Source organism: Idiomarina sp. UBA3162, from assembly GCF_002364475.1.
GTDB lineage: Bacteria > Pseudomonadota > Gammaproteobacteria > Enterobacterales > Alteromonadaceae > Idiomarina.
In genome coordinates, this window is the sequence record NZ_DEYI01000041.1 from 23,543 (window position 1) to 37,936 (window position 14,394).

Consider the following 14,394-nt stretch of genomic DNA (forward strand, 5'->3'; position numbering starts at 1 on the left):
AAAAATTTAATGATGTCTTGGGAGACCCAACATGATTTATCAAGGCGAAAGCATCCGGGTTGATTTTATTGAGCCGGGTTTTGCAGAGCTTCAGTTTGATGCCAAAGGCTCGGTTAATAAATTTGACCAAAAAACCTTACAAGAGTTTAGTGACGCACTTACTCAATTAGCACAAACCGATGACTTGCGTGGTGTGATTGTCACCAGTTCTAAACCAACGTTCATCGTCGGCGCTGATATCACTGAATTCTTAAACATGTTTGCAGACCCTGAGAATACTCGCGAATGGGTCGCAAAAGCTTCACGCGTATTCGACCAGTTAGAAGACCTGCCGGTGCCGACTGTTGGCGCCGTGAAAGGTTTTGCACTCGGTGGCGGCTGTGAAGCACTACTTGCATGTGATTATCGTGTTGCTGATAGCACTGCCACAATTGGTTTGCCTGAGGTGAAATTAGGTCTGATTCCAGGCTTCGGTGGCACCATGCGTTTGCCGCGTGTAATCGGCCCTGACAACGCGCTTGAATGGATTACTACAGGTAAGAACAACTCTGCTTTAGACGCATTAAAAGTGGGTGCCGTTGATGCCGTTGTTGAACCAGACAACCTCACTGAAGCGGCTTTGAATCTTGCTAAAGCAGCAGCTGCCGGTGAACAAGATTGGAAAGCTAAGCGCCAACCGAAGTTGGAACCGCTTAAAGCGAACGATACTGAGTTAACCATGACGCTAGTGACCGCTAAAGGTATGGTCGCAGCTAAAGCGGGTAAACACTACCCAGCGCCTCATAAAGCGATTGAGGCTATTGAAAATGGTGCCCGCGAGGCGCGCGAAGGTGCGTTAAATGCTGAGAACCAGGCATTCTTTGATTTAACCCAGACCGATGCATGCCACGCACAAGTGGGTATTTTCCTTGCCGACCAAGCCGTCAAAGGAAAGTCGAAGAAATACGCCAAATCCGCAAGTAAAGAGATTAAAACCGCTGCGGTACTGGGCGCCGGCATCATGGGCGGTGGTATTGCTTACCAATCAGCGCTCAAAGGCGTTCCTGCAGTGATGAAAGACATCAAACAAGATGCGCTTGATCTGGGAATGAAAGAGGCTGGCAAAATCCTTAAGAAAGGTGTTGAACGCGGCAAAGTATCTAGCGAAAAAATGATTAAGGTACTTTCTTCTATCACACCCACGTTGCTTAATGACGCAGTTAAAGACGTTGATATTGTTGTTGAGGCGGTTGTCGAGAATCCAAAAGTCAAAGGCTCAGTGTTAGCAGAAGTCGAAGGCGTGATCAGCGACGATGCTATTTTAACGTCAAACACATCGACTATTTCTATCACGGAACTGGCGAAAAACCTCAAGCGTCCCGAGAAATTCTGCGGTATGCACTTCTTCAATCCAGTGCATAAAATGCCATTGGTTGAAATTATCCGTGGCGAAAAAACCTCCGACGAAACCGTTGCCGCAGTTGTCGCTTACGCACTGAAGTTGGGTAAAACACCGATTGTTGTTAACGACTGCCCTGGTTTCTACGTTAACCGTGTACTTTTCCCTTACTTAGCTGGTTTTGCTGGCATGGTCGACGAAGGCATCGACTTTGTTGGTATTGATAAGGTCATGGAGAAGATGTTCGGTTGGCCAATGGGCCCTGCTTACTTGAGCGACGTTGTCGGCATTGATACCGCTGATCATTGCACCGTGGTCATGGCTGATGGCTTCCCATCGCGCATGGCTCGCAACGAAAGCAGCGCAATTGCCCAGTTAGCAAAAGCAGAGCGCTATGGTCAGAAAAACGGCAAAGGTTTCTATGTTTATGGCACCGATAAGAAAGGCAAGCCAACGAAAGAAGCCGATCCTGAAACCTATAAACTCATTGGTGCAGAACCTGGTAAGCAAGCAGATAAAGATGAAGTTATCGCACGCTGCATGATCCCAATGGTGAACGAGGTAGTTCGTTGTCTTGAGGAAGGCATTATTGGTTCAGCTGCAGAAGCAGACATTGCCTTACTTTACGGTCTTGGCTTCCCTCCTTTCCGTGGCGGACCTTTCCGTTACTTAGAAACCGTGGGTATCGAGAATTTTGTGAAGCTCGCTGATAAATACGCACACTTAGGTGAAATCTACCAAGTGACTGACGGAATGCGCGAAATGGCGAAAGCGGGCAAATCTTACTTCGACACAACTAGCGCGAAGTAAGGCGAGGAGGATTTTATAATGAAAGACGTAGTAATCGTAGACTGTATTCGCACCCCAATGGGACGTTCTAAGAATGGCGTTTTTCGCCATACGCGCGCCGAGGACCTGTCGGCCGCATTGATGAAAGGCCTACTTGAGCGTAACCCCGAAGTGGATGTCAATGAACTAGAAGACATCTATTGGGGTTGTGTTCAGCAAACACTTGAACAAGGCTTTAATATTGCCCGTAACTCAGCGCTTATCGCAGGCATTCCACATTCGGTCGCTGGCGTTACCGTAAACCGCTTATGTGGCTCATCGATGCAAGCACTGCATGATGCAACACGCGCAATCATGAATGGCGACGGTGACATCTTTATGGCGGGCGGTGTTGAACATATGGGTCATGTGCCTATGACTCATGGTATCGACTTTCATCCAGGTATGAATAAATCCGTGGCACGCGCTGCGGGTAGTATGGGTATGACGGCAGAACTGTTGTCGCGCAAGTTTGGTATCTCTCGCGAACAACAAGATGCCTTTGGTGCACGCTCTCACCAACGTGCACACCAAGCAACGGTTGAGGGACGCTTCGCTAAAGAAATCTACGCGATTAATGGCCACAACGAAAAAGGCGAACTGGTTCGTGTTACAACCGATGAGGTCATTCGTCCGGAAACCACAGCGGAGTCTCTTGCTCAGCTGCGCCCAGTATTTGACCCTGCTAACGGTACAGTGACCGCAGGCACTTCATCAGCGCTATCTGACGGTGCTGCGGCAATGCTAGTCATGTCTGCAGAAAAAGCAAAAGCCTTAGGTTTAACGCCGCGTGTTAAAATCCGTTCGATGGCTGTCGCTGGTTGCGATCCAAGCATCATGGGCTATGGCCCGGTGCCGGCGACCGAAAAGGCACTGAAACGTGCAGGCGTAAGCATAGATGACATCGATGTCGTTGAGCTTAACGAAGCGTTTGCCGCTCAATCACTCCCTGTGCTTAAAGGTCTTAAACTATTCGATCAAATGGAAGACAAGGTCAACCTGAACGGCGGTGCCATTGCCTTAGGCCATCCACTCGGTTGTTCTGGCGCGCGTATCTCTACGACGCTGATTAACTTAATGGAAGAAAAAGACGCTAAACTCGGCTTAGCAACGATGTGCATTGGCCTAGGTCAGGGTATAGCAACGGTCTTCGAGCGCGTTTAAACGCTCTTAGATAGATAAAAGCCCATGGTACCTATGGTATCATGGGCTTTTTTATGACTCTCTTATACGAGCGATGAGCGATGCAAATCAAAGCCGACAAAGAATTAGATACCCTAGGTCTGAGATGCCCAGAGCCCGTCATGTTGGTGCGTGCCACGATCCGCAAGTTAACGGTGGGTCAGGTACTGATGGTGATAGCCGATGACCCTGCCACGCGACGCGACATTCCACAATTCTGTGAGTTCATGGAGCACAAGTTAGTGCAGCAATCTGTTGCAGACGCACCATTCAGATATTGGATAGAGAAGTCGCACGATTAGACGTGCGACTCTGGCAATCAATTCAGTTTAAATAACACTCCCAGAACTCTGCTTGGCCAACATCGCCCAGCTCATAAGGCTTGAAGCCAAAGTTCTCGTAAGCTTTTTTAGCACGGTCGTTGTGAGTGAGTACTTCCAATGTCAATTTTACGCAACCACGAAACTGCGCCAAGGTCTTAACTTCTTCAAGTAGCTTTTGTGCAACACCCTGGCCACGATACTCATCGACCACTGCAATGTCATGGATATTCATTAACGGTTTTGCTGCAAAAGTTGAGAAACCTTCTACACAATTCACAACGCCGACGGGTTGGTCACCGTCGAATGCAAGTAAGGAAAATACATTATCCCGTTTGGCCATCTCTTTAATGAGGTTATCCTTTACCTCTTCCGATATTCCTTCTCCGCCCCCCATTGGGTCTTTTGCATACATGTCGAGCATATTTACCACTGCTTGGGCATGTGCTGGGTTGGCGTAGTCAGCCAAGGTAATTTCTATCATATCACTTCCGATTAGTGCTCAGTCTAAATGTTTCCATCGCTGTCTTGCATGGTTGATAACAATGGCAGTCGACGAGATGGTCGTTTACCATACCCACAGCTTCCATAAAAGCATAACAGATTGTCGGACCGACAAACTTAAAACCTTCCTTTTTTAAGGCTTTTGCCATCTGACGTGATGCTTCAGTTTCTGTTGGTACTTCAGATAATGCCTGATACGCATTAATTGTGGGTTCAAAATCGACGAATTTCCACAAAAATTCGCTAAAGTTTTGTCCCCTGTCACGCAATTTAAGGTATGCACGCGCATTAGTAAATATTGCATCTATTTTCGCTTTACTGCGAATAATGGCAGGGTTGCTATACAGTGCTTCACGCTCTGCATTTGGCATCGCTACTAGCGCATCCGGGTCAAGGTTGTGAAACAACTCATGGTAGGCGTCCCATTTTCTCAAAATGGTCAGCCAACTCAGTCCAGCTTGCTGACCATCAAGGCACAATTTTGCGAACAGCTCCTGGGAGTCGTCCACTGGTCGGCCCCATAAAGTATCGTGATAGTGCTCGTATTCACCGTCCCCTTCACACCAACCACAACGAACGAGTTGTTGATTTGTCATTTTATCCCCTATAACCGAGGCTTATCAAAGGGTATAATCTAGGCATATATGATTATCTTTGGTCAACCAAAAAATAGGTTGCAGACATTTATGGCAAAATACGACGTTAATACTTTTCAAGGGCTCATTCTCGCCCTGCAAGATTATTGGGCTCAACAAGGTTGTGCGGTAGTACAACCATTGGACATGGAAGTCGGTGCGGGTACGTTCCATCCCATGACCTTTTTACGCTCTCTCGGTCCAGAGCCGGCAAGCTTTGCTTATGTGCAGCCTTGTCGTCGTCCAACTGATGGGCGCTACGGTGAGAACCCCAATCGGTTGCAACATTACTATCAGTTTCAAGTCATCATGAAGCCTTCGCCGAAAGATATTCAAGAACTGTATTTAGGCTCATTAAAATTGCTTGGTTTTGACCCTCTCACGCACGATATTCGCTTTGTTGAGGACAACTGGGAAAGCCCGACGTTGGGCGCTTGGGGCCTAGGTTGGGAAGTCTGGTTAAATGGCATGGAAGTGACGCAGTTCACTTACTTCCAGCAAGTCGGTGGCATTGAATGTAAACCTGTTGCTGGTGAAATCACTTACGGCCTTGAACGTCTAGCCATGTATATTCAGGGTGTCGACAGCATCTATGACTTGGTGTGGGCTGATGGTCCACGTGGCAAGATCTATTATCGCGATGTGTTCCATCAAAATGAAGTGGAGCAATCAACATATAATTTTGAAATCGCCGATACCGACACTCTTTTTCGCCGCTTTGATGAGTGCGAGCAAGAGTGCAATGTGCTCATTGAGCGCGGCTTATCACTCCCGGCCTATGAGCAGGTGATGAAAGCGTCACATGCTTTTAACTTACTTGATGCACGTCACGCAATCTCTGTGACGGAACGCCAACGCTATATCTTGCGCGTCAGAACCATGGCCAAGGCGTGTGCTGAAGTTTATTACCAAGCGCGTGAGGCACTTGGCTTTCCTTTATGTGAAACCTCATCGGAAGCGAAAGGAGCTTAATTGTGAAGCAAGATACTTTACTCGTAGAATTAGGAACCGAAGAGCTTCCACCAAAAGCACTTAAGCAGTTAAGTGAGAGCTTTAAGCAAGGCATTGAAGAGGGTTTGACCAAAGCTGAATTAGCATTCAATGGTATTAAAGCCCTTGCGACGCCTCGTCGCTTAGCCGTTGTAGTTGATGCGTTGCAAGGTCAGCAGCAAGATAAAGTCGTGGAAAAGCGCGGCCCTTCAATCGACGTGGCTTTTGATGAATCCGGTCAACCCACTAAAGCAGCGCAAGGCTGGGCACGCTCTAATGGTATTGAGGTCAACGAAGCAGAGCGACTAGAGACGGATAAAGGTGCTTGGCTGTTACACAAAGCCGAGGTTAAAGGCAAAGCGCTTGCGCAGTTACTGCCTGGTATCGTCGAGGATGCTTTAAAAAGACTTCCTATTCCAAAGCCGATGCGTTGGGGTGATTCCGATGCACAATTCATTCGTCCTGTGCATACCCTAACCTTACTGTTTGGTGATGAACTCATTGATGCGAGCTTGCTTGGAATTAAAAGCGGTCGGCACATTAATGCGCACCGTTTCCACGCACCCGATGGCTTTGATATACAGCATGCAGACGATTACGAATCACAACTCTATAAACATCACGTGATCGCCGACCAGACGAAACGCATGGAATTAATCCGCAGTTCAATCAACGACTTAGCTTCACAGCTAGGTGGCAAAGTCGAAGCGGATGAAGACCTAGTCGAAGAAGTATCAGCGCTTGTCGAGTGGCCTGTTGCGCTATCAGCGAGTTTTGAAGAACAATTTTTAACAGTGCCTAAAGAAGCGCTGATCGTGACTATGAAAGATGATCAGCGTTACTTTCCTGTCGAGGACAATGAAGGTGGATTAAAGCCAGTATTCATTTTTATCACCAATATCGATAGTAAAGACCCCGCGCAAGTCATCAAAGGCAACGAACGTGTCGTGCGCCCTCGCCTAGCTGATGCGCAGTTCTTCTTCGAGTCGGATAAAAAGAAAACGCTCAAGTCGCGCCTAGATAAGCTAGCGACCGTGTTATTTCAAAAGCAGCTAGGTACGATGAAGGACAAGTCTGAGCGTATTGCTACGCTCGGTGCGAAGATTGCTAAATCGCTTAACGCTGATGAGCAACTAGCGCATCAAGCGGGTGAACTGTGTAAAGCGGACCTAGTTACCGATATGGTGTCGGAATTTCCGGAAACCCAAGGTGTTATGGGTCGCCATTATGCACTTAACGATGGTTTAGCTGCAGAAGTTGCTGATGCCATTGAACAACACTATTGGCCACGCTTTGCGGGCGATAACTTACCCACTTCTGATGTTAGCCGTGCCGTTGCTCTGGCCGATAAACTTGATTCGTTAGTGGGTATCTTTGGTATTGGTCAAACACCTAAAGGTGATCGTGACCCATTTGCTCTACGTCGGGCGGCTTTGGGCTTAATTCGTATTATTGTTGAGTCTAATTTAAATCTCGACCTATACGATTTAATTGATGCAGCAATTGAAGGATTCGGTAGTCGCATCAGCAACGAAGATGTTCGCGAGAATGTGTTCGAATTCATCGTGGGCCGCTTCCGTCCTTGGTATCAAGAGCAAGGTGTTGCTGTAGATGTTATTCAAGCAGTGTTAGCACGCGCTCCTTCGCGCCCTGCTGACTTTAATCTGCGCATACATGCGGTAACTGCATTTAAACAACATGAGGCGGCAGAGAGCCTCTCAGCGGCTAATAAGCGTGTTAGCAATATTCTTTCTAAATCTGATATTGCGCTTACAGGCCAGGTCGACCACGACTTGCTTAAGGCAGCCGAAGAAAAGACGTTAGCAGCACAGATTTCGGAGACGGAAACAAGCGCCGAGCCTGAGTTAGCTGCGGGCAACTATGAGGGAGCACTGACACGAATGGCTGCGCTGAAGTCACCTATCGATGACTTTTTCGAGAACGTTATGGTTAATGACGACGATCTCGCAGTTCGCCAAAATCGTTTAAATCTTTTGTATCAGCTTCGCGCTATGTTCTTGCGAGTTGCCGATATCTCGTTATTGCAATAACTGCAATTGCGGTAATAAAAAACCCGCTCATTGAGCGGGTTTTTTATGCTTGTTTAGTAGCAGCTGGCTGTGCTTTAGACGTCTAGGTTTGCCACTTTCAATGCGTTCGATTCAATGAAGTTTCGACGAGGTTCGACATCATCACCCATCAATGTAGAGAACAACTGATCCGCACCGATTGCATCTTCAATTGTAACTTGAAGCATTCGACGAGTCTCTGGGTCCATCGTAGTTTCCCACAATTGCTCTGGATTCATCTCACCCAAACCTTTATAACGCTGTACATAAAGACCGCGCTTAGATTCAGAAATTAGCCACTCAACTGCTTCTACAAAGTGAGAAACTGGCTGGCGCTTTTCACCGCGTGTGACATAGCCACCCTCTTCGACCAGTGCGTGTATCTCCTTACCGACTGTGACGATTTGCTCGTAATCTTTCGACATCAAGAATTCGTAATTAAGAGGATAATCGGTATCAACACCATGTTGACGAATACGCGTGGTAGGAAGCCACATCTTACGTTCATTATCCTCATGCAAAGATATTGTATAAGTTGCTGAATCTACTTCGCGTGCAGTGAGGTCATCGTTTAATTGCTGAGCCCACTCTTCCATGTATGCCTTATCGCGCAACGCATCATCCGTTAGGCGCGGTGCATAGAAGAGACGTTGTAAGAACTTCTCAGGAATACGACGAGATAAACGTTTAATCGTTTCTTGCGCCAATTGATAGCCGTTCACCAAGTTTTCAAGATGCTCACCACCGATTCCAGGGGCTTCTGCGGTTGGGTGTAGCGATGCATTGTCTAGCGCCAAACTTGTTAAATAACGGATTAAAGCGGGATCATCTTTAATATAGGTTTCCTGCTTACCTTTTTTGACCTTATATAGCGGTGGCTGAGCAATATAAATATAGCCACGCTCAATAATTTCCGGCATTTGACGGTAAAAGAAAGTCAGAAGCAACGTACGAATGTGTGACCCATCCACGTCAGCATCGGTCATAATAATGATGCGGTGATAACGGGTTTTGTCTGGATCGTACTCGTCACGACCGATGCCACAGCCCATCGCAGTAATTAGCGTACCGACTTCTTGAGATGAAAGCATCTTATCGAAGCGTGCCTTCTCAACATTGAGAATTTTACCTTTTAGTGGAAGTATCGCCTGGTTCTTACGGTTGCGGCCTTGCTTAGCAGAACCACCCGCAGAGTCACCCTCCACAATGTAAAGTTCAGATAGTGCCGGATCTTTCTCTTGGCAGTCGGCAAGTTTTCCTGGCAAACCAGCGATATCAAGCGCCCCTTTACGTCGAGTCATTTCACGTGCTTTACGCGCTGCCTCTCGGGCTCGTGCTGCATCCACGATTTTGTTAACGATGAGTTTGGCATCTTGAGGATTCTCTAATAAAAAGTCCGCTAAACGCTCGTTCATTGCTTGCTCGACAGCTGACTTAACTTCAGATGAAACCAATTTGTCTTTCGTCTGCGACGAAAATTTGGGGTCAGGTACCTTAACGGAAATAACGGCTGTTAAACCTTCACGCGCATCGTCCCCTGTCGCTGCGGTCTTAGTTTTTTTGGTAAAGCCTTCTTTTTCCATATAGCTGTTTAATGTACGCGTTAACGCGGCACGAAAACCAGCCAAATGCGTACCACCATCCCGTTGAGGAATATTGTTAGTATAACAATAGATATTCTCTTGGAATGAATCGTTCCACTGCATGCTCACTTCAACAGAAATTCCGTCTTCCTCTCGTTCGCAAGTAAAGTGGAAAGGATTTGGGTGAATCGCTGTTTTAGCCTTATTAAGATAAGAAACGAATGCAGATATACCGCCCTCGTATTTAAACTCATCAGAACGGTCATCACGCTCGTCTGATAACCGTATTGCAACGCCTGAGTTCAAGAACGACAACTCACGTAAACGCTTTGCTAAAATATCATAGTGAAACTCGGTATCAGAGAAGATGCCAGCGCTTGGCCAGAATCGCAGTTCCGTACCTGTCTGATCCGTATCACCGATTTGTTGTACATCAGTTTCAGGTTCACCAAGATGATAGGTCTGTTCATAAACGTGACCCTGACGTCTAATCGTCAGTTTCAATTTATCAGACAATGCGTTTACAACAGATACACCAACACCGTGTAAACCACCCGAGACTTTATAAGAATTGTCATCAAACTTACCGCCCGCGTGCAATACAGTCATGATGACTTGAGCCGCTGATACACCCTCTTCTTCGTGAAGATCAACAGGGATACCTCGACCATCATCACGGACAGATACTGAGCCGTCGGAGTGGATGCGCACGTCAACGCCGGTACAATGGCCTGCGAGTGCTTCATCGATTGAGTTATCCACTACCTCAAACACCATATGGTGTAAACCCGTTCCATCATCGGTATCGCCGATATACATTCCCGGGCGCTTTCTTACCGCATCAAGTCCTTTAAGAACTTTAATACTCGAGGAGCCGTAATTGTTATCTGACATAATTAATTCTCAGTTTGTTGTTTCAATATCCCGTGTTCCACGTGGAACACTCTCGGATTTTGTTTAAACAGTCGAGCAACCGGCGACGAATCAATCGCGGTGATAAAGCTTTGACATCCCAATTGCTCCAGAGCTGTTATAAATTTTTCCTGATTTGCCTCATCTAGCTCAGAGGTAATATCATCCACTAAAAAAATGCAGCTGCTATCTTTCTTAGCATTATAATGCGCAGCCTGCGCTAGCTTTAGACTCGCGACTAATAGTTTTAATTGGCCTCTCGATAGCACGAGCTTAGCGTCAATTCCATCGACGGTTAATTTCAGATCTGCCTTGTGAGGGCCAACTGACGTGTGCCCATATCGACGGTCACGTTCAGTATGTTTTTCTAGTGCTTCCGCAAGACTGGAACTTTGGTCCCAGCCCTGCTTTAAACCAACTTCCAGTTTAACATCCGGCAGAAAGAATGTTGCACTGTTTGTAATGAAATTTTCAATTTCTTGTATATAAACGCTGCGTAACTCAGTAATCTCATGCCCCAAACGAGCAATCTGGGCGCGCCAAAAACTATCTTGTCGCATGTCACCTTTAGAACGAAGTAAGTGATTTCGCTGCTTCAGTGACTTAGTGTAAGCGACCCAAAGATCATAAAACGCATGTTCCACGTGGAACACCCCCCAATCCATAAACTGCCGCCTAAGGCTTGGACCACTTAAAATCAGTTCAACAGATTCTGGAGTAAATAGCTGGACGGGGATGTGGCGCGCTATTTCTGACAACTTATGAACTGTATCACCGTTTAAGCGAAGCTGTATCTCACCTTCGCTTGTTCGACGTAAGCCGATCTTGATGACGTCACCCGTATCGGATAATGCTTCGCAAAAAACGGTAAATTCTGTCTCGTTGTGATTAATAAGCTGCTTATAGCCTCCTGGACGAAAGCTACGCCCAAACCCGAGCAAATATATAGCTTCAATGAGTGACGTCTTTCCAGAGCCGTTCAAACCACCAATCAGGTTGGCGTTTGGAGAAGCCGCTAAGTCAAAGCGCTTAAAATTTCTAAAGCTAATTGTCTTAAGCGCGTTCAGCCGCATATACTGATTACAGCCTCATTGGCATCACAACGTAGCAGCAAGAGTCGTCGTCCTTCGGCTCAACTAATGCACTGCTATTGGCGTCAGATAAGATAAAGCAGACTTCCTCAGTTTCAATGTTATTTAAAACATCCAACAAGTAGCTGACATTAAAGCCAATCTCAATAGCTTCGCCATCATAGCCAACTTCGATGACCTCTTCTGCTTGCTCCTGCTCTGGGTTTGTCGCTGTGATGCATAATTCATTCGCACCAATATTTAAGCGAACTCCACGAAACTTTTCATTCGATAAGATTGATGCCCGACTAAACGCTTGGCGAAGTAAATCACGATCTGCGAAGATTTGCTTATCGCCACCTTGCGGTACAACACGACGATAATCAGGAAAACGGCCATCGACAAGTTTACTGGTAAATACAATATCCGTTGTCTCTACACGAATATGATTGTTACCAATCGCCACCGCTACTTCTGAATCATCGTCACTAAGCAAACGAAGTAACTCCACCACGCCTTTTCTAGGAACAATAACTTGGCGTTGACTTAATCCTGGCTGTTCAATGTAACAATTGCTCATTGCTAATCGGTGACCATCTGTCGCAACAGAACGCAACATATTTGCGTCTGTCTCAAATAGCATACCGTTGAGGTAATAACGAACATCTTGATTAGCCATGGAAAAGTGTGTTTTTTCCATGAGTCGTTTCAACGTATCCTGTGACGTAACAAAATTAACTTCACTGGACCAGTCTTCGATATTGGGAAAGTCATCAGCGCTGAGAGAGCTAAGTTTAAATTTACTGCGACCCGAGCGAACACGAACCCCCTCTTCATCACCCACTAATTCAATAGGCGACTCATCCGGCAAACTACGTACAATATCCAATAACTTTTTCGCCGGAACCGTAACCATACCATCACCACCCGACGACTCAACGTTGACCGATGAGATTAACTCCACCTCAAGATCGGTACCTGTAAGGCGTAATGTATCGCCCTCAACCTTAAGTAATAAGTTCGACAGAATTGGCAGCGTATGTCTACGTTCAACTGCTCCGCTCACAATTTGTAGAGGTTTTAAAAATGCATCTCGGCTTACCGTAAATTTCATTGATGAGTCCCCTGTTGAGAGTGCCGTTCCAATTAAGAGGATAGCGTCCTAATCAGATTGCGATAGTCTTCTTTAATGTCGTGTTGTTCTTCTTTTAATTCCTGAATTTTACGGCACGCATGCAATACCGTCGTGTGGTCGCGACCACCAAACGCATCACCTATTTCAGGAAGACTGTGGTTCGTTAGCTCTTTTGCCAACGCCATTGCCAATTGACGTGGACGAGCAACCGAACGACTTCTACGTTTAGATAATATATCAGCTAATTTAATGTTGTAATATTCAGCCACGGTTTTCTGAATATTATCAATAGTTACGAGCTTTTCCTGTGCAGCTATTAAGTCACGCAATGCTTCTCGAACAAAGTCGATGGTAATCGGTCGACCTGTTAGAGACACATTTGCAACAACTCGGTTGAGTGCGCCCTCGAGCTCACGGACGTTTGAACGTAGTCGTTTTGCGATAAAAAACGCCACTTCGTGTGGCATGTGCAAGCCACGTTCTTCGGCTTTCCTTATAAGAATAGCTACGCGCGTTTCAAGTTCAGGTGGCTCTATTGCTATCGTTAACCCCCAGCCAAAACGCGATTTGAGTCGATCTTCAACACCATCGATTTCTTTGGGATAAAGATCGCTGGTCATGATGATTTGTTGATTGCCTTCTAGCAACGCATTGAAAGTATGGAAAAACTCTTCTTGCGAGCCTTTTTTATTGGCAAAGAAATGAATATCGTCAATTAACAATGCATCTACCGAACGGTAGTACTTTTTAAATTCATTGGTCGAACTATTACGTATCGAATTAACCATGTCCTGTACGAACCGCTCTGCACGAATATAAAACACCTTCGCATCTTTTTTATGCTGCATAATGCCGTTACCCACGGCGTGCAACAAATGCGTTTTACCAAGCCCCGTGCCACCGTATACAAACAACGGGTTATAAACACCGCCCGGGTTTTCGGCGACTTGGATGGCAGCGGCTCGCGCCAATTGGTTACTTTTACCTTCTACAAAGTTATCAAACGTATATTCCGGGTGAATGTTGCTCTCGAAAGACTCAGACCGTAATGAATTATCTGAGCCACGATTTGTTTGACTTCGACGTTGGTTCGCTCTTGGCTGATTCGTACTACGCGCAGGTGCTGCACTACTTACATTACCAACTTCCAACACCACATCAGGCGCTTTGTCGTCGGTCAGTGAACTGAGGTAACTGTTGATTGTATTTAGGTACTTATCGCGCACCCAATCAAGGGAGTAAATATTCGGAGCATAAAGAGTCAGTGTGTCGCCGGTCAGCTCAGACTGCAAAGGCCTGATCCAGGTATTGAACTGCTGCAACGGCAATTCTGCTTGCAGTCGCTCAACACATTGTTGCCAAAGCGAATTATTCACACTACCTACTCCCTTTTAGTTATAATTTTAATGTCTATAAGTTTACTCTAGATTAGCTAAAATCGCTACCTATAAAAGCGCTACAGCGATAGAAAGTTGATTTTTTAAGCAAACTGTTAAAGTTGGATAACTTGTTTCTTATCCACAATGACTTACCGCCCTAACCGACTAATTGTGGATGAAATGATTCATCTTTAAACTGATTTTTTGACCTAAATACATTGACTATAGCCCAGAGGATCGAGTAAGATCCGCGCTCACAATTTTTTACCTTCACGTTTGGTGACTCAGAAGATTTTCGGCCAGCGTGGGAAAGTAACAATCTGACCGATGGAATTAATGTTATGAAAAGAACTTTTCAACCAAGCGTATTAAAACGCAAGCGCACCCACGGTTTCCGTGCTCGTATGGC

Annotated in this window: 12 protein-coding genes; 6 read left to right on the forward strand and 6 right to left on the reverse strand. The window is 46.1% G+C overall.

What is annotated here, in order from left to right; genetic code table 11:
* Positions 1-31: 31 nt before the first annotated feature.
* The 3 genes from fadB to tusA all read left to right on the forward strand — a co-directional run bounded on the left by fadB (position 32) and on the right by tusA (position 3,690).
* A complete protein-coding gene (gene fadB, locus B2X00_RS04515; RefSeq protein WP_290486297.1) occupies positions 32-2,188 on the forward strand; it encodes a fatty acid oxidation complex subunit alpha FadB in 2,157 nt (718 codons plus the stop codon).
* A gap of 18 nt (positions 2,189-2,206) precedes the next feature.
* Positions 2,207-3,370, forward strand: a complete 1,164-nt coding sequence (gene fadA, locus B2X00_RS04520; protein ID WP_290486298.1) for an acetyl-CoA C-acyltransferase FadA — start codon at positions 2,207-2,209, stop codon at positions 3,368-3,370.
* Positions 3,371-3,450: 80 nt separating this feature from the next.
* Positions 3,451-3,690: a sulfurtransferase TusA gene (gene tusA, locus B2X00_RS04525; RefSeq protein WP_290486299.1), complete on the forward strand. Its 240-nt coding sequence runs from the start codon at positions 3,451-3,453 to the stop codon at positions 3,688-3,690.
* Between the two features lie 22 nt (positions 3,691-3,712).
* On the opposite strand, the gene B2X00_RS04530 is transcribed toward tusA, so the two are convergent.
* Positions 3,713-4,192 (reverse strand): GNAT family N-acetyltransferase, encoded by a 480-nt coding sequence (locus tag B2X00_RS04530; protein ID WP_006954128.1) that lies wholly within the window; start codon positions 4,190-4,192, stop codon positions 3,713-3,715.
* Between the two features lies 1 nt (position 4,193).
* Positions 4,194-4,808, reverse strand: coding sequence for a DNA-3-methyladenine glycosylase I (locus B2X00_RS04535; protein ID WP_290486300.1), 615 nt, complete (start codon positions 4,806-4,808; stop codon positions 4,194-4,196).
* 90 nt (positions 4,809-4,898) lie between these two features.
* Between B2X00_RS04535 and glyQ the strand changes: the two genes are divergently transcribed.
* Positions 4,899-5,819 (forward strand): glycine--tRNA ligase subunit alpha, encoded by a 921-nt coding sequence (gene glyQ / locus B2X00_RS04540; RefSeq protein WP_071463830.1) that lies wholly within the window; start codon positions 4,899-4,901, stop codon positions 5,817-5,819.
* A gap of 2 nt (positions 5,820-5,821) precedes the next feature.
* The gene (gene glyS / locus B2X00_RS04545) at positions 5,822-7,888 is read left to right on the forward strand and encodes a glycine--tRNA ligase subunit beta (protein WP_290486301.1); all 2,067 of its coding nucleotides are present in this window, start codon (positions 5,822-5,824) and stop codon (positions 7,886-7,888) included.
* A gap of 74 nt (positions 7,889-7,962) precedes the next feature.
* Here glyS and gyrB read toward each other — a convergent pair whose 3' ends face one another.
* The 4 genes from gyrB to dnaA are packed head-to-tail and all read right to left on the reverse strand — an operon-like array spanning position 7,963 to position 13,982.
* A complete protein-coding gene (gene gyrB, locus B2X00_RS04550; protein ID WP_071462839.1) occupies positions 7,963-10,383 on the reverse strand; it encodes a DNA topoisomerase (ATP-hydrolyzing) subunit B in 2,421 nt (806 codons plus the stop codon).
* 2 nt (positions 10,384-10,385) lie between these two features.
* Positions 10,386-11,474, reverse strand: a complete 1,089-nt coding sequence (recF, locus tag B2X00_RS04555; protein ID WP_290486302.1) for a DNA replication/repair protein RecF — start codon at positions 11,472-11,474, stop codon at positions 10,386-10,388.
* 7 nt (positions 11,475-11,481) lie between these two features.
* Positions 11,482-12,585, reverse strand: coding sequence for a DNA polymerase III subunit beta (gene dnaN / locus B2X00_RS04560; protein WP_071462837.1), 1,104 nt, complete (start codon positions 12,583-12,585; stop codon positions 11,482-11,484).
* A gap of 32 nt (positions 12,586-12,617) precedes the next feature.
* Entirely contained in the window at positions 12,618-13,982 is a 1,365-nt protein-coding gene (gene dnaA / locus B2X00_RS04565; RefSeq protein WP_071462836.1) for a chromosomal replication initiator protein DnaA, read from the reverse strand.
* Between the two features lie 344 nt (positions 13,983-14,326).
* Between dnaA and rpmH the strand changes: the two genes are divergently transcribed.
* Positions 14,327-14,394: 50S ribosomal protein L34 (gene rpmH, locus B2X00_RS12590; protein WP_414653689.1), on the forward strand; the 68-nt coding region annotated here is incomplete at its 3' end.

Coding starts and splice junctions, on each gene's coding strand:
- B2X00_RS04530 (WP_006954128.1), bottom strand. CDS start 4,192: ATGATAGAAATTACCTTGGCTGACTACGCCAACCCAGCACATGCCCAA.
- tusA (WP_290486299.1), top strand. CDS start 3,451: ATGCAAATCAAAGCCGACAAAGAATTAGATACCCTAGGTCTGAGATGC.
- fadA (WP_290486298.1), top strand. CDS start 2,207: ATGAAAGACGTAGTAATCGTAGACTGTATTCGCACCCCAATGGGACGT.
- gyrB (WP_071462839.1), bottom strand. CDS start 10,383: ATGTCAGATAACAATTACGGCTCCTCGAGTATTAAAGTTCTTAAAGGA.
- dnaN (WP_071462837.1), bottom strand. CDS start 12,585: ATGAAATTTACGGTAAGCCGAGATGCATTTTTAAAACCTCTACAAATT.
- glyQ (WP_071463830.1), top strand. CDS start 4,899: ATGGCAAAATACGACGTTAATACTTTTCAAGGGCTCATTCTCGCCCTG.
- B2X00_RS04535 (WP_290486300.1), bottom strand. CDS start 4,808: ATGACAAATCAACAACTCGTTCGTTGTGGTTGGTGTGAAGGGGACGGT.
- fadB (WP_290486297.1), top strand. CDS start 32: ATGATTTATCAAGGCGAAAGCATCCGGGTTGATTTTATTGAGCCGGGT.
- recF (WP_290486302.1), bottom strand. CDS start 11,474: ATGCGGCTGAACGCGCTTAAGACAATTAGCTTTAGAAATTTTAAGCGC.